General features: G+C 49.5%; 23 protein-coding genes and 3 pseudogenes. 9 read left to right on the top strand and 17 right to left on the bottom strand.

The features are described from left to right. Window positions 1–13 precede the first annotated feature (13 nt). The 6 genes and pseudogenes from HMPREF3168_RS04485 to HMPREF3168_RS04465 form a co-directional block, all read right to left on the bottom strand. Complete coding sequence (locus tag HMPREF3168_RS04485; RefSeq protein ID WP_236157250.1) at window positions 14–370, bottom strand: MarR family winged helix-turn-helix transcriptional regulator; 357 nt, start codon at window positions 368–370, stop codon at window positions 14–16. A gap of 179 nt (window positions 371–549) precedes the next feature. Then, complete coding sequence (locus HMPREF3168_RS04480; protein ID WP_035184283.1) at window positions 550–1,365, bottom strand: Cof-type HAD-IIB family hydrolase; 816 nt, start codon at window positions 1,363–1,365, stop codon at window positions 550–552. Between the two features lie 99 nt (window positions 1,366–1,464). Beyond that, complete coding sequence (locus HMPREF3168_RS04475) at window positions 1,465–2,046, bottom strand: hypothetical protein (RefSeq protein ID WP_003614676.1); 582 nt, start codon at window positions 2,044–2,046, stop codon at window positions 1,465–1,467. Window positions 2,047–2,052: 6 nt separating this feature from the next. Further along, window positions 2,053–2,514: a GGDEF domain-containing protein gene (locus tag HMPREF3168_RS10615; protein WP_246825682.1), complete on the bottom strand. Its 462-nt coding sequence runs from the start codon at window positions 2,512–2,514 to the stop codon at window positions 2,053–2,055. Further along, window positions 2,511–3,212, bottom strand: a complete 702-nt coding sequence (locus HMPREF3168_RS10610) for a hypothetical protein (RefSeq protein WP_231521650.1) — start codon at window positions 3,210–3,212, stop codon at window positions 2,511–2,513. Before HMPREF3168_RS10610 ends, HMPREF3168_RS10615 begins: the two co-directional genes overlap by 4 nt. Window positions 3,213–3,251: 39 nt before the next feature. Continuing rightward, window positions 3,252–3,644 (bottom strand): annotated as a pseudogene (locus HMPREF3168_RS04465) (EAL domain-containing protein). 281 nt (window positions 3,645–3,925) lie between these two features. Between HMPREF3168_RS04465 and HMPREF3168_RS04460 the strand changes: the two are divergent. The 6 genes and pseudogenes from HMPREF3168_RS04460 to HMPREF3168_RS04435 all read left to right on the top strand — a co-directional run bounded on the left by HMPREF3168_RS04460 (window position 3,926) and on the right by HMPREF3168_RS04435 (window position 8,996). Next, window positions 3,926–4,540, top strand: a complete 615-nt coding sequence (locus HMPREF3168_RS04460; protein WP_070488662.1) for an ECF transporter S component — start codon at window positions 3,926–3,928, stop codon at window positions 4,538–4,540. Further along, window positions 4,537–5,313, top strand: coding sequence for an energy-coupling factor transporter transmembrane component T (locus HMPREF3168_RS04455; RefSeq protein WP_070488660.1), 777 nt, complete (start codon window positions 4,537–4,539; stop codon window positions 5,311–5,313). The genes HMPREF3168_RS04460 and HMPREF3168_RS04455 overlap by 4 nt, the downstream gene beginning before the upstream one ends. Further along, window positions 5,292–6,110, top strand: a complete 819-nt coding sequence (locus tag HMPREF3168_RS04450) for an energy-coupling factor ABC transporter ATP-binding protein (RefSeq protein WP_070488658.1) — start codon at window positions 5,292–5,294, stop codon at window positions 6,108–6,110. Before HMPREF3168_RS04455 ends, HMPREF3168_RS04450 begins: the two co-directional genes overlap by 22 nt. Beyond that, window positions 6,100–6,867, top strand: coding sequence for an energy-coupling factor ABC transporter ATP-binding protein (locus tag HMPREF3168_RS04445; RefSeq protein ID WP_070488656.1), 768 nt, complete (start codon window positions 6,100–6,102; stop codon window positions 6,865–6,867). The genes HMPREF3168_RS04450 and HMPREF3168_RS04445 overlap by 11 nt, the downstream gene beginning before the upstream one ends. Window positions 6,868–7,012: 145 nt before the next feature. Continuing rightward, window positions 7,013–8,083: pseudogene (locus tag HMPREF3168_RS04440) on the top strand (YfcC family protein); the annotation flags it as partial. Window positions 8,084–8,444: 361 nt separating this feature from the next. After that, window positions 8,445–8,996: pseudogene (locus tag HMPREF3168_RS04435) on the top strand (NUDIX domain-containing protein). A gap of 74 nt (window positions 8,997–9,070) precedes the next feature. On the opposite strand, the gene HMPREF3168_RS10295 reads toward HMPREF3168_RS04435, so the two are convergent. Continuing rightward, the gene (locus HMPREF3168_RS10295) at window positions 9,071–9,235 is read right to left on the bottom strand and encodes a hypothetical protein (RefSeq protein WP_002878553.1); all 165 of its coding nucleotides are present in this window, start codon (window positions 9,233–9,235) and stop codon (window positions 9,071–9,073) included. A gap of 54 nt (window positions 9,236–9,289) precedes the next feature. On the opposite strand from HMPREF3168_RS10295, the gene HMPREF3168_RS04430 reads away from it, so the two are divergent. Then, window positions 9,290–9,946, top strand: a complete 657-nt coding sequence (locus tag HMPREF3168_RS04430) for an NUDIX hydrolase (RefSeq protein ID WP_070488654.1) — start codon at window positions 9,290–9,292, stop codon at window positions 9,944–9,946. A gap of 513 nt (window positions 9,947–10,459) precedes the next feature. On the opposite strand, the gene HMPREF3168_RS04425 is transcribed toward HMPREF3168_RS04430, so the two are convergent. From HMPREF3168_RS04425 to HMPREF3168_RS04390, 8 genes are all read right to left on the bottom strand, one after another. After that, the gene (locus tag HMPREF3168_RS04425; RefSeq protein ID WP_035184271.1) at window positions 10,460–10,684 is read right to left on the bottom strand and encodes an ATP-binding cassette domain-containing protein; all 225 of its coding nucleotides are present in this window, start codon (window positions 10,682–10,684) and stop codon (window positions 10,460–10,462) included. Window positions 10,685–10,872: 188 nt separating this feature from the next. Then, window positions 10,873–12,531, bottom strand: coding sequence for a sensor histidine kinase (locus tag HMPREF3168_RS04420; RefSeq protein ID WP_070488653.1), 1,659 nt, complete (start codon window positions 12,529–12,531; stop codon window positions 10,873–10,875). After that, complete coding sequence (locus tag HMPREF3168_RS04415; RefSeq protein ID WP_070488651.1) at window positions 12,531–13,208, bottom strand: response regulator transcription factor; 678 nt, start codon at window positions 13,206–13,208, stop codon at window positions 12,531–12,533. The genes HMPREF3168_RS04420 and HMPREF3168_RS04415 overlap by 1 nt, the downstream gene beginning before the upstream one ends. 85 nt (window positions 13,209–13,293) lie before the next feature. After that, window positions 13,294–13,932 carry a phosphate signaling complex protein PhoU gene (gene phoU / locus HMPREF3168_RS04410; protein WP_070488649.1) on the bottom strand — a complete coding sequence of 213 codons (639 nt, stop codon included), beginning with the start codon at window positions 13,930–13,932 and terminating at the stop codon, window positions 13,294–13,296. Between the two features lie 18 nt (window positions 13,933–13,950). Beyond that, entirely contained in the window at window positions 13,951–14,709 is a 759-nt protein-coding gene (gene pstB / locus HMPREF3168_RS04405) for a phosphate ABC transporter ATP-binding protein PstB (RefSeq protein WP_003622174.1), read from the bottom strand. Beyond that, on the bottom strand, window positions 14,709–15,584 hold the full coding sequence (gene pstA / locus HMPREF3168_RS04400) for a phosphate ABC transporter permease PstA (RefSeq protein WP_070488647.1): 876 nt from the start codon (window positions 15,582–15,584) through the stop codon (window positions 14,709–14,711). The genes pstB and pstA overlap by 1 nt, the downstream gene beginning before the upstream one ends. A 2-nt stretch (window positions 15,585–15,586) precedes the next feature. Next, a complete protein-coding gene (gene pstC / locus HMPREF3168_RS04395; protein WP_070488645.1) occupies window positions 15,587–16,495 on the bottom strand; it encodes a phosphate ABC transporter permease subunit PstC in 909 nt (302 codons plus the stop codon). 19 nt (window positions 16,496–16,514) lie between these two features. After that, window positions 16,515–17,399: a phosphate ABC transporter substrate-binding protein gene (locus tag HMPREF3168_RS04390; protein ID WP_070488643.1), complete on the bottom strand. Its 885-nt coding sequence runs from the start codon at window positions 17,397–17,399 to the stop codon at window positions 16,515–16,517. 507 nt (window positions 17,400–17,906) lie between these two features. Here HMPREF3168_RS04390 and HMPREF3168_RS04385 point away from each other — a divergent pair. Then, a complete protein-coding gene (locus HMPREF3168_RS04385; RefSeq protein ID WP_070488641.1) occupies window positions 17,907–18,671 on the top strand; it encodes a hypothetical protein in 765 nt (254 codons plus the stop codon). A gap of 214 nt (window positions 18,672–18,885) precedes the next feature. Further along, window positions 18,886–19,230 carry an EAL domain-containing protein gene (locus HMPREF3168_RS04380; RefSeq protein ID WP_246825681.1) on the top strand — a complete coding sequence of 115 codons (345 nt, stop codon included), beginning with the start codon at window positions 18,886–18,888 and terminating at the stop codon, window positions 19,228–19,230. Window positions 19,231–19,455: 225 nt separating this feature from the next. Here the strand turns inward: HMPREF3168_RS04380 and HMPREF3168_RS04375 are convergent, their stop codons facing one another. Both HMPREF3168_RS04375 and HMPREF3168_RS04370 read right to left on the bottom strand, forming a co-directional pair. Beyond that, window positions 19,456–19,698 (bottom strand): hypothetical protein, encoded by a 243-nt coding sequence (locus HMPREF3168_RS04375; RefSeq protein WP_002878518.1) that lies wholly within the window; start codon window positions 19,696–19,698, stop codon window positions 19,456–19,458. A gap of 90 nt (window positions 19,699–19,788) precedes the next feature. Further along, a complete protein-coding gene (locus tag HMPREF3168_RS04370; protein ID WP_003614633.1) occupies window positions 19,789–21,408 on the bottom strand; it encodes a peptide ABC transporter substrate-binding protein in 1,620 nt (539 codons plus the stop codon). Window positions 21,409–21,794 lie beyond the last annotated feature (386 nt).

The following is a 21,794-nucleotide window of genomic DNA, read 5'->3' as shown; positions in this document are numbered from 1 at the left end:
ACATTGAAATCGTCTACTGCAAGATACCCTCTTTTTTGGCATCTTCTTCCATGCGTTCTTCTAAGAATAATGCCTGTTTGTCCAGTTTCTTCAAGATGTTCAGGTATTCCGCCTTTTCATCGTCACTTAAAGGACTCATCAAGTCGCCAACAAAGCCCAGCCAGCTGGAGTGGTTGCGTTTGTTTTGCTCTCTGCCCTTTTCAGTCAAGTAGAGGCGGAAAGCCCGGTGGTCGCTGTTATCCCGGCGCCGTTCAATCAAGCCATGCCGCTCCAAACGGTCCACGACTTCACTGATTGAGGATGGCCTTACTCTGGCAAAGCGGGCCAGTTCCACCTGCTTCATCCCCTCATTCTTGCTGAGCAGGGCCAAGTCCGATTCTGCCCCCGGACGCCTCCGTGCAGCTTCTCATACCGCATTCCCATTTGGGCCAGTTGCCGCTGCAAACGCATGCTCCGGTAAAACAATTCTTCATTAAGTTCTTCTTCTGCCATCCTGCTTGTCTTTTCTGCAAAAAATAATCAAGAAATTAAGATTCGGTACCTACCTATCTAGTATACCTGGAGGATTTGCATTACTCCTTCATCATTGTTGCTTGGGGCAATGTGGTCAGCGATCTTTTTCAAGTCCGGGTGGCCGTTGACCATGGCGTAGCTGGTCCCGGCCGCTTCTAACATGGTCAGGTCATTTAAGTAGTCGCCAAAAGCCAGAATTTCATCTTGCTTGATTCCTTTAAGGTCAGCGATCTTCTTTACCGCTGCTCCCTTATTGGCGTCCTTGTTAACGATGTCGATCCATTCCGGCCCGGCCAAAACTGCGCTTAAGTTGCCCGGCATTTCCGGCAGTTGCCGGTAGATGCTTTCAGCGGCCCCGCCTTCGATATAAACAGTGAATTTGATAATTTCATCGCTGTTTACTTCAGCTTCAAGGTCTTCAACATAGCGGCGCTTGATATAGTAAGTATCCAGCTGCTTTAAAAAGTTCCGGTCACCTTTAGGGTCGTGGCAGATTGCCTGGCTGGCCCCGCAGAGAATCGGATTGGCCAGGGGCTCATCTTTAAAGAGGTCCAAGCAGAATTTTGCTTCTTCCGCTGTAATGCCGGCCTTGGCCAAGACTTGCCCCTGCTGGTAGATCAAGCCGCCATTGTCGCCAATGAAGATCAAGTGGTCTTTGATCTCCTTGAAAAGCTCTTCATTGGTGTAATATGGCCGACCACTGGCGATCACCATCTGCTGGTCCGGGTGGCTTAAGACCCAAGGGGCAAATGAAGCGGGCACCTCTTTGGCGTCATTGACCAGGGTGCCATCCATGTCAGTCGCGATTAATTTGATTTTTTTCTTTTCTTCCATCTTTTTCTCCAAACTCATTTTTGCTAGCTTCTTAGACCATTATTTCATTTTTTGTAAGAGATTTCAAAGCTTTCTGCATGAAAAAAGCAGGCAAATGCCTGCTTTGCTTCACACTTCTTAACCGTAGATCTGGTTGACTGCCTGCCGGTAGAGGTCAACTGACAGACCAGCCGGATCTGCGTTCTTAAGGCGAAGATAATCCTCGCGCAAGTCTTCCCACTGGTCCCAGTCCTTAATCGTTTCTTCCTGGATGGTCAAAAAGCGGGTATTAAAGGCTTCACTCCACTTGCCACCGTCAGTTTTGACCAGGCGGTATTCATCCCCGTCTTCTTCCTTGATGATGGTCAAGTCTAACTTAAAGTTGACCTTGCCGCTCTTCTTAGCCCGGTGCAGGAAGGTTAAAGCCTGGCTGTTTTCCCGGCCGCCTTCGAACTTGCTGGCCAGACCGGCAGTTAAGCCGGCGCTGATTTTAGTCAGAAGGGCCGCCGGATCTTCTTCGGCCGCCTTGACCAGCTTTAACTGGTAGTCCAGGTCCACCACCCCGTCGTTTTGGGTCACGAAGTTGCCTGCCGTCCCGACCGTGCTCTCCAGTTCCAGGCTGATGCCTTTTTGCCGCAAGTCCGCCAAAGCGGCGTTGACCGCGTCAACCGTCAAGTAGCGGTAGATCTTAATTTGTTCTTTCAGGATGTAGCTGTACATAATGCCTCATTTCTTCTCTGCGCCAACCACCTGGTTCTTGCCTTGTCTTTTGGCTTGGTAAAGATAGTTATCAACCAGCTGAATCATTTTCCGCAACTCTTCTTCATTGGCAACCGCGCCGGTAGCATAGCCGATGCTCAAGGTGGCTGGCTCTTCTAATTGCTGGTTTAGTTTAGCATATTCAGCTTGAAAAATCTGCAATTTTTTAACAAAATCACCATCTTCTAAGCCATAAGCAATAATCAAGATTTCATCCCCGCCATAGCGGTAGCAGCGCAAATGCTCATTCATCCAGTCCTTTTGCAAATACCGGCCCAGTCTAGTCAAGACCAGGTCCCCGTATGCATGGCCGTAATTGTCATTAAAGCGCTTGAAGTCGTCTAAATCAATCATGGCCACGCCAACCTCCTGCTTGCTGTAGTTGGGGAAGTCTTCCCGCAAGGCCAGTCGGTTATACAGGCCGGTCAATTCATCGGTCCGGCTGCGACAAAAAGCGTCCCGTTGGCCTGGTGCAGGATGTAATTGTACCAAGAGCTCTGCCTAAACCAGTACCGGCGCAGGACAATACAGGCCTGGCCGATAACGTAAAAGAGGAAGAGGTCATAGGCATCCTGCCAGGCAACCTGGACATGGTTGACAAGAATGATTGCTGAGATCATGAGTAGGCTCAAAGCCACTAAAGATAAGCCATACCCGGCTTTATAGTAGGGAAAGACGCAGATGACCATCATCATCAAGACCAGTTCAAAAAAGTAGTTGCTCCCCTCCTGGGTAGTGTACAAGGTAAAACCAGACAAGATGGCATTGACCGCCAGGTTGGCAAAGCAGATCCGGATTTCAAGCTCGGCAGCCTGCGGGTGTTTTTGCAGCCAAAGGGGCAAAAACAGGTTGGGCAGGTTGGCTAATAGCAGGAAAAGATAGACCCATTCACTGGCAATTACTGGAAGCACCGAGATATTTGCATAATCTGAATTGAGGTCAAATATGCCTAAAAAGCCAATGACCGCGATCAAACTGGAAACGGCAATTCCCATGGTTAAATTATTGCTGGCTACTTCCCTGGCAAACGCCTCTGAAGCCAGGTAGTCAGCGTAAACTGCTTCTTTTTCATCGGCAAATTGCCAGCTGAGGCCATGAACAGTTTTTTTATTTCCTTTCTCTTTCATCACTATCACATCACATTAAACTTTACATTCCAACCCTGTTTAGGAAATAACCTGCTGATTTTCATCCAATTCAACCGGCTTGCTGAACAAAAAGCCTTGCAGCAGGTCGCAGCCCGCTTCTCGCAGGAAGTCTCTCTGCTCTTCCGTTTCGACCCCTTAAGCCAGTACTTTCAAACCCAGTTTATGGGCAACTTTGGCGATTTCCGGAATCAAAAGCCGGTTTAACTGTCCGTCATCCAGGTGGCGGACAAAGACCATGTCGATTTTGACCAGGTCAAAGCTATAGTCGTTTAAGGCGTTGAGAGAGGAATAGCCGCTGCCGAAGTCATCCATCCAAACTTCAAAGCCGTAGGAGCGCAGCTGATCGATCTGCTCTTTCAAGCGGCTAGTGTTGTTTGACAGGTCCCTCTCCGTAATTTCAATCTTGATCAAAGACCGGGAGAGATCTGCTCCGGTAACCAGTAAAAAAGAAGCGTGGAATATAATTTATCGGTTATTATTTCTTGTTTATATTATATTTGCTGCAAGTCGCAATTAAAAGGCTTTCATTAACTTCTTCGAAAAAAGCTCTTGCCCAGGCTTTAGTCTGGTGGTAAGCTTGCAGTAAATCACTTTCATAAAAGTATAGGTTACCTTTACTTTTTATGATCTGGTTCGACGATCGCCTGTTTTTATGTCATTTTCTTTTTTTATATTTTTCACGAGGTTGCAAAATGGATTCTAAAGAAATCAGTTCTAAAAACAAGACCAGCTTCTGGTCCTTCAAGCTTTCCGCCCACGCCATGACCCTAATTCCGGCCGCCGTCGGGATCAACTATGTTGCCAAGGCCTTTGCTGAAGGGTTGAAATTGCCGGTCTGGCTGGGGTCACTTGGGACTTTCCTGGCCAGCATGCTGGCTGGTCCTGTTGCCGGGGCCATCAGCGGCTTTATCAACAATGTCATCTACGGTTTGACCCTGTCACCTGTTTCCACCGTTTACGCTTTGACCAGCATCGGGATCGGCCTGGCAGTTGCCTGGCTGAACCAGCGGGGCTTTTTCAAGCGGCCGGTTACCGTCTTGCCAGCAGCTATTTTGATTGCCCTGGTTTCCGCCGTGATCTCCACCCCGCTCAACGTCATTTTCTGGAGCGGACAGACCGGGATCGCTTGGGGGGATGCCCTCTTTGCCTCCCTGGTTGCCAAGCACGTGAACATCTGGATTGCTTCATTCCTTGATGAATTTGTTCTTGACCTTTTGGACAAGACGGTCGTCGCCTACCTGGCCTTTTTGATCTACAAGCAGCTGCCAAAGCGCCTGGTCTACTTTTTCAAGGGGACTGAAAAATGAGAAATAACACGGAAGACCTGGCCCTGCCCGCCTGGCAGGCAGCCATTGACCCCATCAGCAAGCTGCTCTTGATCCTGCTCTTTACGCTCGCTGCTTTCGCCGCCGGCAATCTGCCCAGTGCGCTGATCATCCTCGCTGCCAGCTTTATCCTGGCCCTTCTGACCAAAAATCTCCATACCCTTTGGGGAATGTGTGCCTTCAGCCTCTTCCTCATCCTGACCATGCTCTTGATCCAGGGGCTCTTTTGGCCGGGCAACCATACCGCCGCCTTTTCCGTTGCCTCTTTGACCTTTTACCAGGAAGGACTGGACCACGCGGCTCTCTTAGCCTGCCGGATTTTGACCATTATTTTTTCCAGCAGCTTTTTCATCCAGACAACCACCATTTCAGAAAATGCCCGCTACCTGGAAAATTCCGGTTTGTCCTACCAGCAGGTCTACGTCCTCATGTCGGTCTGCTATATCCTGCCGCAGATGCAGGAAAACCTGCGCAAGATCCAGCTGGCCCAGAAGGCCCGGGGGATCGCACCAGCCAAGTCCCTGCTCTCCCGGATCAAAAATCTCTTTCCCGTCCTTTTGCCCTTGATCGTCAAGAGCTTCCAGCAGGCCATGAACCGGTCGATCGCCCTGCAGCTGCGGGGCTATGCCAGCCCTAAGCGGCGGGCGGCCTGCTTGACAAATGACTACTGGAAAGACAAATTCTGCCACCGCCTACTCATTGCCAGCTGCCTGGTCCTTTTAGGAGTAAAAGCATGTCTAACAATTTTCAACTGACCATCAGCCAGCTCAGCCTCCGCTACCTGGGCTTTGAAAATCTAGCTTTAGAAAATATTTCTGCCCAAAGCCGTGGTAAGCGGATCGGCATTATCGGGCCCAGCCATGCCGGCAAAAGCAGCCTTTTGGCCCTTTTAGCCGGAATTGCAGGAAAAATGATTCCCGCCAAGTTTTTCGGTTCAGTCCAGATCAACGGAGAAGAGCTAGAAGCTTGGCGAAGCCAGCATGAAATTGCCCTCCTTTTGCAAGACCCGGCCAGTCAGCTGTCTGGTTTAGCCGACACCGTTTATGATGAATTAGCCTTTTCCCTGCTCAACCAGGGCAAAAGCGATGAGGAAATAGAAAGTGCAGTTAAACGGGCAACTGACCAGCTGGACTTGACCAATTTGCTGGACCAGTCGCCAAACGAGCTGTCTGGCGGCCAGACCCAGCGGGTAGCCATTGCCACTGCCCTGGTCACTGAGCCCGACCTGCTTTTGCTCGACGACCCGACCAGCCAGATGGATCCCTTGAGCCGCCAGCACTTTTTCAGCTGGCTGGAAAAGCTTTCCTGTCCATTCTTGCTCATCTCCAATGAACTGGATGACTTAGCTGCCCTCTGCGACCAAATCTGGGTCATAAAAGACGGCTGCCTCTTGATGGCGGACTCTCCGCAAACGGTCTTCAACCAGCTGGATGACCCGGCTTTCGACAAGCCTGCTGCCTGGAAAATGGCCAAAAAGCTGGAGCTTAAACTCGATGGCTGCTACCCGGTCAATGCCCGTGAACTAAAGGAAGCTGCCGAAAATGCAAATTAAGATTAAAAGCCTTCATTATAAATACTCGGAAACGAATTTTTCCCTGGACATCCCGGACTTGACTCTTTCTCCCGGCTTGATCTGCCTGGTCGGACAAAACGGGTCCGGCAAATCCACTCTCTTGAAACTTTTGGCTGACCTCCTGCCATCTGGGGATGCCATTAAAGCGGACGGCCAGGCTTTGTCTGAATATCTGGCCTCCGGCCGCTTGAGCAAGATCGCCTATGCCTTTCAGGATCCCAATGACCAACTTTTTAACTCCAGCGTGGAAAAAGAACTGGCCTGGTCCATGAAGCAGGCTAAACTGCCGGAAGACGAAATCGCCAGAAGAACGGAAGCCGCCCTTAAAGAATTCGGCCTGGCAGAATTACGGGACTTAAACCCTTACGACCTGTCTCTTTCCGGAAAGAAATTATTGACTATCGCCTCCGCCTTAGTCCTTGACCCGGAGGTCTGCCTGCTGGACGAGCCCTTGATGAGCCTGGATTATCCTGGCCGCTGCCTGGTCACCCGCCTGCTTGAAAAACGGCTGGCCCAGGGCAAGACCGTGATCATGATCACCCACGACATGGACTGGCTGGCCGAAAATTGCCAGGAGGTTTATGCCATGAGCCAGGGCCAGCTGGTCTACCACGGCCCGGTTCACCAGCTCTTTAGTGACCAGGAGCTTTTGGACCGCCTGGGCCTTTTGCCGGCCAAGACCTGGCAGCTCAGCCAGCTGCTGGGGCTTAAGCCGGAGGTCCTTTCGTTAAAATAAACCGATCCCTTGGCAAAAACATCGTAAATATTTTGTATGCGCTTCATCTCGTTCTCATCTTCCTGCCTCGCTACTAAGCCCGGTACTATAACTTTTAGTTTACTTTAGCTGATTTTTTACCTAAAAATCCTCTTAAAGGCAGGTAAAAGATATTAAGGGCAAGCAAATCCTCTTGATCGTCATCGTCATGGGCCTGATTGCCCTGGGCGGGACTACTTTTGGCCTGGCCGAAGAAACCATGGCCTTCTACCCGATGCTGATCCCGATCTTCTTGGAGGTCGGCTATGACACGATGACCGTGGTCGCCACCATCTTCCTGGGCACCACTTTAGGGACTTTGGGTTCAACCATCAACCCCTTCTCAACGGTTATTGCTTCAAACACGGCCGGGGTCAACTTCGCCCGGGCCCTGCCTTTGAGAATCATCATGCTCCTGGTTTCCCTGGGGGCCGGGATGCTCTACACCATCATCTATGCTGAAAAAGTCCGCAAGGACCCAAGCAAGTCCCTAGTCTACGACCAATATGAAGAAAGCAAGAAGAAGTTTCTTGCTTTTGACTCACAAGCTGACAAGGGCGACTTCACCTGGCGGCAAAAACTGACTCTGCTCACCTTCGTGGCTGGCTTTTTAGTCATGATCTGGGGTGTCCAGAACCGGGGCTGGTACTTCACGGAAATCGCGGTTGTCTTCTTGGCCGTTTCCTACCTTCTCTTCCTGGTTTCCGGCTTAAGTGAACACCGCTTCATGGAAAGCTTTGTCAGCGGCGCGGCTGACCTTTTAGGGGTTGCCTTGACGGTCGGCCTGGCCCGGGCGGTCTCCATCGTGATGGATGAAAGCCACACCAGCGACACGATCATGTACTTCTTCAGCAAGCAGATCACCGGCATGAACAAGCTGGCTTTCGTCTGGGTCCTCTTCTTGATCTACATCGTCCTCGGCTTCTTCATCCAGTCATCATCTGGTCTGGCCGTCCTGTCCATGCCGATCATGGCGCCGCTGGCCAATATCGTCGGCGTCGACCGGGCCAGCGTGATCGATGCCTATAACTGGGGGCAGGGCTACATCGGCTTGATCGCCCCAGTTGGCCTGATCTTGATGTCCCTGGCTATGGTCAATATCGGCTTTGACCGCTGGTTTAAGTTTATATGGAAGCAACTGGTCATCCAGTTCGTGATCTGCCTGATCTTCCTGGGAATAGGCCTCCTGGTCTACTAAACACATTTATCGCTCCTTAAAGAAGCAAGGTAAAGGAACTTCCTTTTGCCTTGCTTTTTTTGGTCAATATTTGCCTTTTTCCACTTTTACCGTTTCACGTTGTCGCGATTTTTTCATCTTTCTTTTTTAAGACCCTTTAATTGCTTGGTATATCTAGCTTTGTCGCTAATTTTCTGTATTTAATAGCCTTGGTGCACAAATGCTTTTTGACCATCTTTTAAGAGAAAAAGCTTGTTATTAAGGGATTACGCTTCTTTGCCTTGTAACCGGTTAAAATGGCGTTTTAGTTTCACGGGGCCATGACAAAAAGACTTTTTGCTGGTAAAATCGCCCTAAAAGCGTTGAAAATTCGAGGTAAATTATGGAAATTCTTGATATTGTGGATAAAGAGGGCCGGCCCACCGGGCAGACCATTGAGCGGAATGAAGCCCACCGGATTGGGGCCTGGCACCGCTGCGCCTCAGTTTGAATCATCCGGCAAAAAGCCGGCAAATGGCAAGTCCTCCTGCAGAAAAGGTCCGCCAATAAGGACTCCTACCCAGGTTGCTTTGACACCTCTTCTGCCGGCCACATCGCTGCCGGAGATGAGCCCCTGGCAACCATCATCAGAGAGCTGGAAGAAGAACTGGGCATCAAGAGCCGGGCCGCTGACTTTACCTTTATCGGCACCTTCCACAACTGCTACGACAAGGTCTTCCACCAGGCAGAATTCAAAAACCGGGAGGTCTCCTTTGTGCATGTCTACTCTAAGCCCGTAGACGAAAATAAATTAGTCCTGCAGGAAGAAGAAGTTTCAGCCGTTGCCTGGTTTGACCTTGATGAGGTCTGGGAGAAGGCCCAGGCCAAAGACCCGGACTTCTGCACCCCAGTGGGCGGATTAAAGCTTTTGCGGGAATACCTGCAAAAATTATAGACGGGAAAAAGAAAAGAAAGAAAAAAGAAAAAACTAGCTGATTTTTCAGCTAGTTTTTTCTTGGCTATTTGCCTTTATTCCATCCGCCAAATGCTGATGCCAACCTTTTTCCCGCTTGCCTTCTGGCTGGTCTTGGTCTCAGTTTTCGTCTTAGTCTGCTTGGCCTTTTGCCCCTGGCTGCATCCCCCGACTAACAGGCCCAGGGCCACAATACTCAAAAATTTGCTGATTTTCCTCATGACTGCTCCATTCTTATCGTACAATAAAGGTGATACAAGGAGGACTGACACTAAATGCAAGAACCTAAAATTTCACCTGACCAGAGCAAAACCCTGGCCGCTACCAAATATGTCAAACTCTACGACCTGGCATATGAAAACGGGGTCCACTACTATGATGCTTCAAGGCGGGACAAAGACCAGCTCTTTGCCTTCAAGCAGGATCCAGAGCTGGGAAGCGCCCTGCCTGATGCCGTCTGCGCGGTAATCATCGTTAAGGAAGCCGGTCAGAAAGACAAGCTCCTGCTCTTTTACGAGTACCGGTACCCGGCTGGCAGCTACCTGCTCGGCCTGCCGGCCGGCTTGATTGACCCAGCTGACCTGGCCAGCCCGGACCCAATCAAAACAGCTATGATCCGTGAAATCAAGGAAGAAACCGGACTCAGCATCGGCGAAAAGGACACGGTTGAAGTCATCAACCCCCTGGTCTTCACGGCTTCCGGCTTCAGCGACGAAAGCAACGCCATTGTCAAAGTCGTCATCCACGTTGATGACTTGTCCGCCCTTAACCACAAAGGAGCTGAAGGCACCGAAGTTTTTGGCGACTTCAAATTAGTTGACAAGGAAGAGGCCCGCCGCCTGCTCAAGGAAGGCAGAGACGACTATGGCCACTACCTGCCTCTGGTTGCCTGGGCAGCCCTGTGCTACTTTGTCAGTGACCTCTGGAAATAATTGTAGCAAGCGGATGTTACGTAGATATTACAAGACAAAAGCCGCGGCAGAAAATGCCGTGGCTTTTTAGCACAGTTGTATTTTTTGAAGAAGAGTTTATCAATAAGTAAGCTATGCCGTCAAGCCTAAGTATGCCGTGGTGATGATCCCCAGCACAATAAAAGCAATAATGCCCCAGTAGGTCAATTTGGGCTTGTCCGGCTTGCAAAAGACGTACCGTGCCATCCTTTTCCGCCCCCCCTTTAGTTATTGGAATAATGCTAATTTCCCATAAATTACTACTCAAAGTGCTCTATCAGTTGATATATCAACCTTTTATAGGATTTCGTTGGGTTTAAGTTACAACTCAAAAAATATTATCCTAAACTTCGAAAAAGACCGTAATAGTAGGCTTTTTAGACATTGAGTTGTAAAATCCTGGGAAATTAGCAAATAAGCTAAAGAAGTAAAATCAAGTAAAAGGCTGACATTAATTTTATGTAAATTTTAGGGCAAGACGGTCGCTTTTGCAAATTATAAGACCGGCCGCAAGTTGACTCTTTCTTTGGCGACGACTTCGATGAAGGCCTGGTCGTGATCAACTAAAAGCATGGCCGGCTGCTCTTTTGCCAGCAGCTTGATCAGCTGGTCCTGGTTGAAAAGATCCAGGTAGTTGGCCGGTTCATCCCAAAGGTAGAGGCTGGCTTCTTCAGTCAGAGACTTGGCCAGGGCTACCCGCTTCTTTTGCCCCTGGCTCATCTCCTCAATAAGTTCACGCCGTTGACATGCACAAGACTGACCTGGATGGCAAGGAACTGACCAGCTACAAGCTACAAGAGGACCTGCAATTCCACTTCGACAACTAGTGCAATAACAGAAATTAGCCAATATACAGCAAAACCAGTTCACTGTTTAAAGTGAACTGGTTTTCATTTGTCATTTTTACTTTATTTGCTATCATCATCTGCTCCTGCTGGCAGGGCCGGGAAAATAACCGTGAAGGTTGACCCCTTGCCTAATTCGCTTTCCAGGCGGATGGTCCCGTGACACTGCTGAACAGCATGCTTGACAATGGACAGGCCCAGGCCAGTCCCCCCGGTCTTGCGGCTGTGGCTCTTATCCACCCGGTAGAAGCGTTCAAAAATCCTGTTCTGGGCTTCCTGGGGAATCCCGATGCCAGTATCCGCCACCTGCAGGATCGCCTGGCCCCGGTGCTCTTTGACCGTAATCTTGATCTTGCCCTTTTCCTTGTTGTAGCGGATGCTGTTATCAATCAAGTTGTAGGCAATTTCGTAAACCAGGCGGAAGTTGGCCAGGATCATAGTGTCTGACAAATTAGTCTCCAGCTTGATTCCATGCCGGTCAGCCGAACTCTGCAGGGCTTCCAGGGCCTCAGTCACCGGACTCTTCAAGTTCAGCTTGATTTCTTCAAAGCGTTGATTTTCATCCAGGTGGGACAAACGGATGATGTCGTCAATCAAGGTCAAAAGCTGGGCAGAAGATTCGTGGATCTTCTTGTAAAAGCTGTCCCGGTCATCTTCTTTAACCAGGTGGTTTTCCAAAAGTTCAGCTGACCCCATGATGGACTGCAGGGGCGTCTTAAGTTCATGCGACACATTGGCCGTGAATTCCCGCCGGACCTGCTCTTCATGGTATTCTTCCGTCACGTCAACCACCAGGATCGAAGTCCCCTTCAGAATCTTGCGGCTGGTAATCGGGCTGGCACTGATTTGAATATTGCGGCCGTTTCTTTCCACAATCCCCTCAGCATGGGCCAAGCGGCTGTTCTTATCGATGATTTCCTTAACATCATCTGGCAAGGGGTCAGTATCATGCAAGCCCAAAAGGGAGACAACCGCCGGGTTGGACAAGAGGATCTGGTCATCCAGGTCAATCAAGATCAAGCCTTCCAGCATGGCATCTGTCACCGTCTTTAATTCTTTTTCCCGGTGGTGGAGCTGCTCCATCTGGTCAGCGATCTGCTTGTTCTGGCTGTCCAGTCTGGTCAAAAGCGGCTTGATTTCGTCATAGGCATTGCTTTCCAGGGGTTTGTCCAGGTCCATTTCATTCAGCGGCTTGACGATCGTTTGCGAGATTGTCTTGGCCAGGAACCAGGACACCAGGACCGATAAAAGCATGATTAACAAAAGCGGCGACAAAAATCTGACCAGAATCCGCCAGAAGGAGTTTCTGGTGATCGCGATGCGGATGACCCCGCCGTCATTGAGCCGCTCGGCATAATACATGGTTACGGTCGACAAGGTCGTGCTGTAGCGCTCGCTGGTCCCTGTCCCCTTTTTCATGGCTTCGGCGACTTCCTTGCGGCGGGAGTGGTTGCCCATCTTTTTGGGATTCTCTTCATTGTCGTAGAGAACCTTGCCCTTGGAATTGATCCAAGTAATCCGGTAGTTCTCCCCTTTTAAGTTCTTGATGTACTTCTTGCCGCTGGTATTTACCCCGCTGGCTGCCAGGTCAGCCTGGGAAGCCAGGGCGGACATTTCTGTATGGTCGAAGTCAATGCTCAAGACAATCGCGCTTAAGAGTACGGCAAATAAGAGAATCAGAGAAGTCAGTAAAAAACTTGCCCGAAATATCTTCTTAAACATTAGTCTGCTTCATGGTAGCGATAACCGACCCCGCGCACCGTTTCGATATGCTTACCAGCCTCACCCAACTTCTGTCTCAAGGTTCTCACGTGAACGTCTACTGTGCGCGTTTCCCCATAAAAACCAGTCTCCCAGATCTGATCCATGATTTCTTCCCGGGAAAAGACAGTTCCCGGATGAGTAATCAAGAGCTTCAGGAGTCCGTATTCTTTCAAAGTCAAATCGACCTGATGGCCGTTTTCGAAAACTTCATGCCGCTTCAAGAGAATCTTGATCCCGTCTTTTTCGATCTTGTCCTCCTTCTTACAGTTGGTCCGGCGCAAAACAGCCTTGACCCGGGAAACCATTTCCATCATTCCAAATGGCTTGGTTAAGTAGTCATCCGCCCCGGAATCCAGGTTCTTGACCTTGTCATATTCTGCCGTCTTAGCACTGGCGACAATCACCGGCAAGTCCTCGGTCGCGGAAGTAGACCTGAGCCGGTGGAGAATTTCGCTGCCGTCTTCATCAGGCAGCATCAAGTCCAAAATCACTAAATCCGGCCGGCTATTGTCCAGGGCCTTGAAAAAAGATTGTCCGTCGTCAAAGCCGCGGACCTTGAAGTTCATTGATTCCAGCGTGTACATTTCGATTTCGCGGATGCTTTCGTCGTCTTCCACGCACCAAATTTCAGTCATAAAAAATCCCCTTAACCTTTCTTAAACTTAATTATAGTTTACGACCATAATCATGCACAAGAGTGGTAAGGGGAATTTCATGGACTTATCTGCCAGTCTTGCCGGTAGTTACAAATAAGGACCATTTAGCAATATTGACGGCGTGATCGCCAATTTTTTCAAAGTACTTTGCGACCATCATCAAATTGATCAAATATTCCGGATTACCATCCTTGTTAAAGTTATTGATCAAAAATGCCTTCGCTTTGTCAAAGTCTTCGTCGACCTGGTCATCGCGGTCGATTACGGCCTTGGCCAGTTCTACATTCTGGTTGGCCAAAGCCGTTACCGCGTCGTTGACCATACCCGTAACAATTTGGGACATGCTCTTCAAGTTCAGCATGTCATTTGCGACTGTGAGGTGTTCGTTAAGGACCAAGTCGGCAATGTCTGCGCCAATTTCACCGATTCTTTCAAGGTCGTAGACCGCCTTCAAAGATGCACTGATTATCCGCAGGTCAGTGGCAACCGGCTGCTGCTCCATCAAAAGGCGCAGGCAGGTTTCTTCAATGTCACGCTCTGCCTTGTGAATCCGGTGGTGCAGGTTAATCGTGTCCTCTGCTTCATGGTAGTTGCCCGTAAACAGGGTGTCGGTTGATTCAGAAATGCTTTCCTTGCATAGCTGGCCAATTTCTTCCATTGCTTCATGCAAGTGATCCAGTTCCTTGTCAAATCTTGTTCTCATTTTTGGCCTCCTCTAGCCTTAACCGAACCGGCCGGTGATGTATTTTTCCGTTCTTTCATCCTTCGGCATGGAGAAGAGCTGGTCAGTTTCACCGAATTCAACCAGGTCACCCAAGAGGAAGAAGCCAGTCTTGTCAGAGATCCGCACGGCTTGCTGCATGTTGTGCGTAACGATGACGATCGTATAATTCTTCTTCAGTTCCAAAGCTAATTCTTCAATTTTAGAGGTTGAAATCGGGTCCAGGGCACTGGTCGGTTCGTCCATCAACAATACTTCCGGCTTGACAGCCAGGGCCCGGGCGATGCAGAGCCTTTGCTGCTGACCGCCGGACAGGCCCAGGGCTGATTTCTTCAGCCGATCCTTCAAGTCGTCCCAGATAGCTGCCTGCTTGAGGGAAGTTTCCACGATTTCGTCCAGTTCCTTCTTGTCAGTAATCCCGTGAATCCGCGGGCCGTAGGCAACATTGTCGTAAACGCTCATCGGGAACGGGTTTGGTCTTTGAAAGACCATGCCGACTCTTTGCCGCAGGACGGTCACATCCAGGTCACCGTTATAGATGTCAGTGCCGTCCAGCTTGATCGAACCATCAATCCGGCAGCCTTCAACCAGGTCGTTCATTCTGTTAAGTGACCGCAAAAGAGTTGATTTCCCGCAGCCTGACGGGCCGATGAAGGCAGTGATTTCGTTCTTTTGGATGTGCATATTGATGTCATGCAAGGCATGAAAATCACTGTAGTACAGGTTCAGCTTTTCAATTGTAATTTTGTCTTCCATCATTAATTTCCTCCGTTATTGCGCTTACGCATTCTGTCAGATATACGGCGCGTAACCAAAGTGAAGAGCAGGGCCAAAACGACCAGGACTGCTGAAGTAAAGTTGGCGATCTGAGTGGCTGACGGGTTCAAGGCCCCTTCAGTTCTCATGACCCAGATGTGCAGGGACAGGGTTTCACCGCTTCGGAACGGGTTCAGCGGTGAAGTTGGTGAGGTAACCTTCCAGAAGTTCTGCCAGTTGATGTAAGTTGACTGGCCGGAAGTATACAAAAGAGCAGCGGCTTCACCGAAACCGCGCCCGGTAGCCATGATTACCCCGGTCAAGATCTGCGGCATGGCCGCCGGAATCAAGACCTTGCGGATGGTTTCTGACTTGGTCGCGCCCAGGCCCAGGGAACCTTCCTTGTATTCCACCGGCAAGGCTCGGATGGCGTTGTTGGTTTCAGTAGTGATCAGAGGAATTGAAAGAATTGAAATCGTCAAGGCACCGGCCAGGATATTCCAGGACATCCCGGTCCACATGATGAAGGCCAAGTAGCCAAACAAGCCGATAACGATAGATGGCAGGGATGACAAGGATTCGATACTGATTTCAAAGATTGTCAGGAACTTGCCTTCCTTAGCGTATTCAGCCAGGTAAACCCCGGCTCCGATGCCGATTGGCACTGAGACCAGCAGTGAGAGGAAAACTAAGTATATAGTGTTGAAAAACTGGTTGAAAATCCCGTTGCCGGCTGCTCCCAAGAAGTCCCACTGGAAGCCTTTCAAGCCGTCAAAGATGATGGTCAGCGTTAAGTAGAGCAGGAAGGCCAGCATAATCCAGCCGATGGCGTAGAAGATTCCCGTCATCAGCCGGTCTTTTCTTTTAGCACGGCTCATATTTATTTTTCCTTCTTTCCATTGCCAAGCTTGTGAATCAAGACGATCAAAACGATTGAGATGATGAAGAGTAAGAGGGCCATTGACCACAAAGCCAGATTGTATTCCCCGCCCTGGGCCGTGTTACCCATGTCAGCGGCAATTGCACTGGTCAAGTTGCTGGTTGGTGACAAGAGACTGGTCGCGAAGGACCGGGTCTTACCGATAACCATGGCTACGGCTAAAGCTTCACCGATGGCCCGGGCCAGACCCAAGACCACCCCGGTCAAGATACCGCCGGAAGCGGCTGGCAAAACAACCTTGCCGATAACTTGCCAGCGGGTCGCCCCTAAACCGTAAGCCCCTTCTCTGTAGTTATTCGGGACTGACTTGATGGCGTCGGCGGCGACAGTAGTGATCGTTGGGAAAATCATGATGGCCAGAACGATTGAGGCGGCCAGGACTGAGAAACCGCCCATCTTTGGGTGGAAGGCGTTTCTGATTATAGGAACCAGCTTGGTCAAGCCAAACCAGCCGTAAACAACGGATGGGATGCTGACGTAGATTTCGGTTGCCGGCCGGAAGAACTTTTCACCGATTTTTGGTGAAATTTCCGTCATGAAAACGGCTGAGCCGATCGCGAACGGCAAGCAGATGAGCAAACCCAGCAAGCAGGTTTCCAGGGAACCAACGATGTAAATGGCAGCCCCGACTTTTCCCCCGAACATGCCGGTCTTGTCAAGCGGTGCCCAGTCACTGGTAAACAGGAACTCCCAAACGCTGTGGTGCGCCTTAAGGAAGGTCTGGCTGCCTTGGTAGAGCAGGAAGGCCCCCATTAAAAGGGTCAAAGCAACGATCAAGAGGCCGCAGGCGATGTAGACCGCGCGCCAGCGCTTGTCTTTGGCAATTGCTTTTTGAACTACTTTGTCCATAATGCCTTATTTCTCCTTCTTACTTAGTATGGGTGGCTTTAGCGGCAGCCGTCAGCTTGGAGGCTATGCCGTAGCCCATGGCTTCGATCTTCTTGCCATATTCCTCGCTGAGCATCTGCTGCAAGAATGCCTTGGCCGCACCCTTTGGCTGGCCTTTAGTGTACATGTGCTCATAGCTCCAAACCGTATACTTGCCATTGTAGACATTCTTCAGGCTTGGCTTAACACCGTTGATTGACACGATGCCGACTTGCGGGTCACCAGTCAAGTAGGACAGGGCAACGTAGCCGATTGAGCCGGAAACACTTTGGATCATTTGGATCAAAGTACCTGAGTCATCAGTTTCCAGAGACTGGTTTGACTGGCTAGCGTGCTTCTTCAAAGCGTATTGCTCAAAAGTTGCCCGGGTACCTGATGAAGATGGTCTGGAAACCAGGACGATCTGGCAGTCATTGCCGCCAACCTGCTTCCAGTTGGTCACCTTGCCGGTGAAAACTTTGATCAATTGTTCAGTGGTCAGGCTCTTAACCCCGGCATCCTTGTTGATGATCGGAGCGATGACAGTAATGGCCACTTGGTGGTCAACCAGCTTGCTGGCTGACTTCTTGTCCAGCTTTTCTTCCGCGAGCAAGTCTGAGTCCCCGATGTCGATGGTGCCGTCAGAAACCTGCTGCAGGCCTTGGCCTGACCCACCCCCGTTAGTGTTGATGACACTGTCCGGGTTCTTGTCCATGAAAGTCTTGGCCGCGTTCTGCGCTAAAGGCAGAAGGGCAGATGACCCGGCGATGTTAACTGTCCCGGAAACTCCCTTGGTATCGGCTTCGGAGCTGCCAACGACGTAGCCGATGACGATTGCCAGCAAAACAAGCGCAACGATGGCGACTTTAGTTTTTTTGCGTGACATGTTAATTCCTCCTTGAATTCTTACTGATTCAATCTTAATGGAGGCAAGTTAAATGCATTCAGTGATAATTGTTAAATCAATGTAAAATGCTTAATTTTGTTTAAGACAAGCCACTTTCTTAACAGAATTACAAAGTTTTCGCAAGGCTCCCCTTTACTTTTTCAGTTTATTTTGCTTAATTTACTTATTTTTAACACGGCAAAACATTAGCGCTTTCAACACTTCCCTGCTTCCTTTTATTTTGTTGAAAGAGGCTAATTTAACATCCGCTTTGGACAGAAATATATGCTAAAATATATATATAAGCAGTTCTGTTAATAACGAGATTATATTGAGGAAGGACACATGATAGCCTAGTTTACAACCTTTTATGCCCGCAACCACACTTTTCTCCTGCAGGTATTCTTTATCGCGTTAATTACTGATCAGTTATTTTTTAAAGAGGAAAGCATCCCAAAACGGATTGGCAAAAGCCTGGGAGCCTTCCTGCTCTCTTTAAGCACATCCATGATCATGACCGTCTTCCTTTACCAGAAGCTAAGCCCCCTGGTCAGCCTTAATGCCTTAAGCGCCTTTTTTCTGGCAACTGGATTGATCCTCTTGACCCTGATCCCAGTCATTTTCCTTTATCAGCGCCTAATTAACAAGAAGCCGTCCGTAGCCGCCTTCACTTACTGTCAATTTGTCATCGCCGCTGAAATTTCATCCCTCTTGGCCAATCAAACCTGGCAATGGGACTCTTTCACCATTATCTTAACCCTCTGTCTCTACTTTATTTTTAAAAAAGAAATCCGCTACATCAGCCAGGAGCAGACCGTCATCACGGAAGACAGCCGCTTCTTCTGGTCCACCATACTCTGCATGATCCTGGTCGTAGCCCAGGCAGAATTTCCCCGCATGTTCCTTGATGGCAACAATTCGGCGGTCCCAACGCCAATCGCCTACGTGGTCAGCTTTTTAGCTATTATTTCCTGCATCATGTACATTTTCTTCATGAAATTCAATATCTTCAGCGTTAACCGCTATGAAAGCTACTTGAAGAAATATGATGATGATCAGCTGACTGGGGCCAAAAGCCTCCACTATTTCATGGAGCATTATGAAGAGAGCCTCAAGCAGTTCGGCAAAAGCCAAAGTTTAAGTATTTTTTACAGCTCCCTAGTCAACCTGCATGACTACAACTTAACTAACGGCTACCAGGACGGCAGCAATCTCTTAAAACAGTTGCGGCCCGCAGCACTGGTGAAACTTTACTCTTCAAGGCTGGCTTAGCTCCCTTTAAGCCCAGCCGGCATATTTTGCGCCGCCAGCGCAATACTGAGCTGATGCATGGACTCGACGTTCCCTTAACTCAATCAAGCTGAAAAATGCCTCTATCGGCTACTATGATGACCAGCTGGCCAAGGCGGATGAAATCCGGGTTCATGTTCTGAGCCAGATCGACCAAGCCTGCCGCGACAACTGGCTCAAGATCTACTACCAGCCCTTGATCGACATCCAAAACATGAAGCTGGCTGAATGTGAGGCCCTGTCGCATTGGATTGACCCCAGATACGGCTTCCTGTCTCCAGGCAAGTTTATCCCTGCCCTGGAGGCCAACCGGGAAGTCTACAAGGTTGACTGCCACGCTTTAGAGGGCTATGGGCAAGACGCTGAGTTTTTACGAGAAAAGGAAAAAGAAATCTTCCCCATCAGCTTTAACATTTCCAGAACAGACCTGGAAGCCTGCGATATTTACCAAAAGATCGAAGACACCGTCGCCCGCTACGGGCTCAGCCGCGATCAAGTTCATATTGAGATTACGGAAAGTGCCCTCAATGACAGCAGCTAGGCCATGGTCGAAGCCGTCCAGCACTTCCATGACCTGGGGCTACCAGGTCTGGATGGATGACTTTGGCAGCGGCTATTTTCCTTAAAGAAGCCGGCTGCAACCTGGCCCAGGGCTCCCTCTTCAGTCCGCCCGTTCCTTTAGACGAACTTTACAAAAAATGGCACCTTATTTATAGGCAGAAGAAAACCGCTAGTCACAGGGCTAGCGGTTTTAGTTTGTCAATTTTTACTTGCCAGCCGAGCCAGCAAGAGCTACAAAGCAGATTAAGAAAATGATCATTAGGAGCCAGAGCACGATCTGCCAGATCAAGGCCAGAGTAATCCAGCCTTGCATCTTCTCTAACTGTTCATCTTTACGCTTGATAAAAAGGTAAATTGCCGGCACCAGACCGAAGATTGGCCAAATGTAGGCAGCAACCAGCAGAATGATCAGCCAGACATTGTAGACAAAAGAATTTGAGTCCTTCATTTTTTGCTCCTCCCTCTTTGCAAAAAGCTCTTAAATCTGCCTTCAGTTTAGCAAAAGCGAGCCCTTTTGACAATCGTTCTACTTGTTCTTTTACTGTAAGTAGGCATATTCGAAGTAGTAGCTGCCGTTGTAGATCAAGCCCTTGACCTTTGTGTTCAGCATCCAGGCACTGCCGGACTGAACCAGCGGCGTTACCCCCTGGTCGGTCATCAAGATGTTTTCTGCCTTGGCCAAAAGCTGCATCCGCTGGCTAGATGAAGTAACGGTCTTGGATTTGGCGATCAGCTGGTCATACTGCTTGTTTGACCACTTACCGGAGTTGTAGCCGTTAGTTGAGGTCATGCAGTCCAGGAATGAAATCGGGTCAGCGAAGTCAGCATTCCAGCCGCTGACGCAGGCTTCAAAATTGCCGCTGTCCATCTTGGCAAACTGGGACTTGGTCGGCAGGCTCTGCACCTTGACGGAGACTTGCTTGCCAAAAGCCGTTTCCAAGGCACTCTGGATGTATTCACCAATCGCCTTTGAGCTGTCGTCATCAGCCGTCAGCAAAGTAAAGGATAATTTCTTCAGCTGCAAGTCCTTGAGCGCCTCCTTAAAGGTCTTCTGAGCCAATGTCTTGTGGTAGCTGGTAATTTGCTTGGTCGTCTTGTCCTGGGCCAGCTGGGTAAAGTCCTGCCCGTCCACCTTGGTCATATCAGCCGCGGTAAAGGTCGTCGCGCCGGTAAAGCCACCGCCCAGGGTCTTGGCCAGGGCCTTCCGGTCCAAAGCCATGGAAACTGCTTGACGGAGCTTAGTGCTCTTAAATTTAGCCAGCTTGGTGTTGAACTGCATGTAAGTCGTGCCGTTGTTCTTTCTGATCACGTAGCCGGCCTGCTTTTGCAGGTTCTTGGCTGCCTGGGCGCTCAAAATTGCCGTATCCAGCTTGCCGTCCTGGTAAAGGTTGTAGGCCGTTGACGGTGACTTTTCAACCATGAAATTAATCTGGGCCAGTTTGACGGCTGATTTGTTCCAGTAGTTCTTGTTCTTGACCATCTTCCAGGACATGTTGGCTCCGGTCCAGCCTTTTTGGACAAAGGGCCCATTGAAGACCGTGGTCTTAGAAGAAGTACCGAACTTGCTGCCATATTTTTCGACTGCAGTTTGGTCTTCCGGGAAAAAGACCGGGAAGGCCAGCAAGAGCTTGAAATAAGGCAGCTTGTGGTCTAATTTAACCTGCAGCTTGTACTTGCCAAGAGCTTTGACGCCCAGGCTGGACGGGGCTTTTTTGCCTGCCACGATCGCGTCCGCGTTCTTAATGCCGGAGAAGATATAGCTGTATTGAGACGCGGTCTTGGGGTTAACTGTCCGCTGCCAGGAGTAGACGAAGTCTTTAGCAGTAACTGCCTGCCCGTTGGACCACTTGCCGTCTTTCCGTAAATCAAAAGTCCAGGTCAGACCGTCCTTGCTTTGGGCAGCCTTAGTCGCCAGGGCTTCCTTGGCCTGGTTGTCCTTGTCTAATTGATACAGGCCTTCCATGGTGTTTTCCATCTGGGTGAAAGAAGTCGCGTCCGTCGCCTTCGATGGATCCATAGTGATGATTTCTGCCGATGTCATCCAGTTCAATACCTGCTTCTCACTTGCCCCCTTGCTTTGCCCGCAAGCCGTCAAAAGTGCCCCAGAAAACAAAACAGCAGCACCAGCCAATAAAGATTTTCTCTTGTTCAATTCCAATACCTCGCATAAACAATTAACAGTTTCCAGTTAACGATGCCATTGGCGCGAACAGAAAAATCTTACAGCCGTGCTGCTTACAGATTATTCAAGAATTTTGCTTAAGAGCAAAAGCATGACAAATATCGGCTCGCCTTACCAACGACACCGCCAAGCCTGCAAGTATTTACTCTAGCTTGAGTCATGCACTTTGCTCCTTTCTAATTAAATCGTTCTTCCTAATATGCTTACTATGCTAGCACACTTTCACCTTTATGCAAGCCTTTTTGGCAAAAAGAGGATAAAAGGCAGCTTTTTTCATTACTTTCCTGCAAATGAAAGCAAAAAAGAGCGGCTCCTCAGAGTCACTCTAAATTATAGCGGTGATCGGGGTCGAACCGATACGT

This window comes from Lactobacillus sp. HMSC08B12 (genome assembly GCF_001808415.1).
Taxonomy (GTDB): Bacteria; Bacillota; Bacilli; order Lactobacillales; family Lactobacillaceae; genus Lactobacillus; species Lactobacillus delbrueckii.
This window is presented reverse-complemented; position numbering and strand designations above follow the sequence as displayed.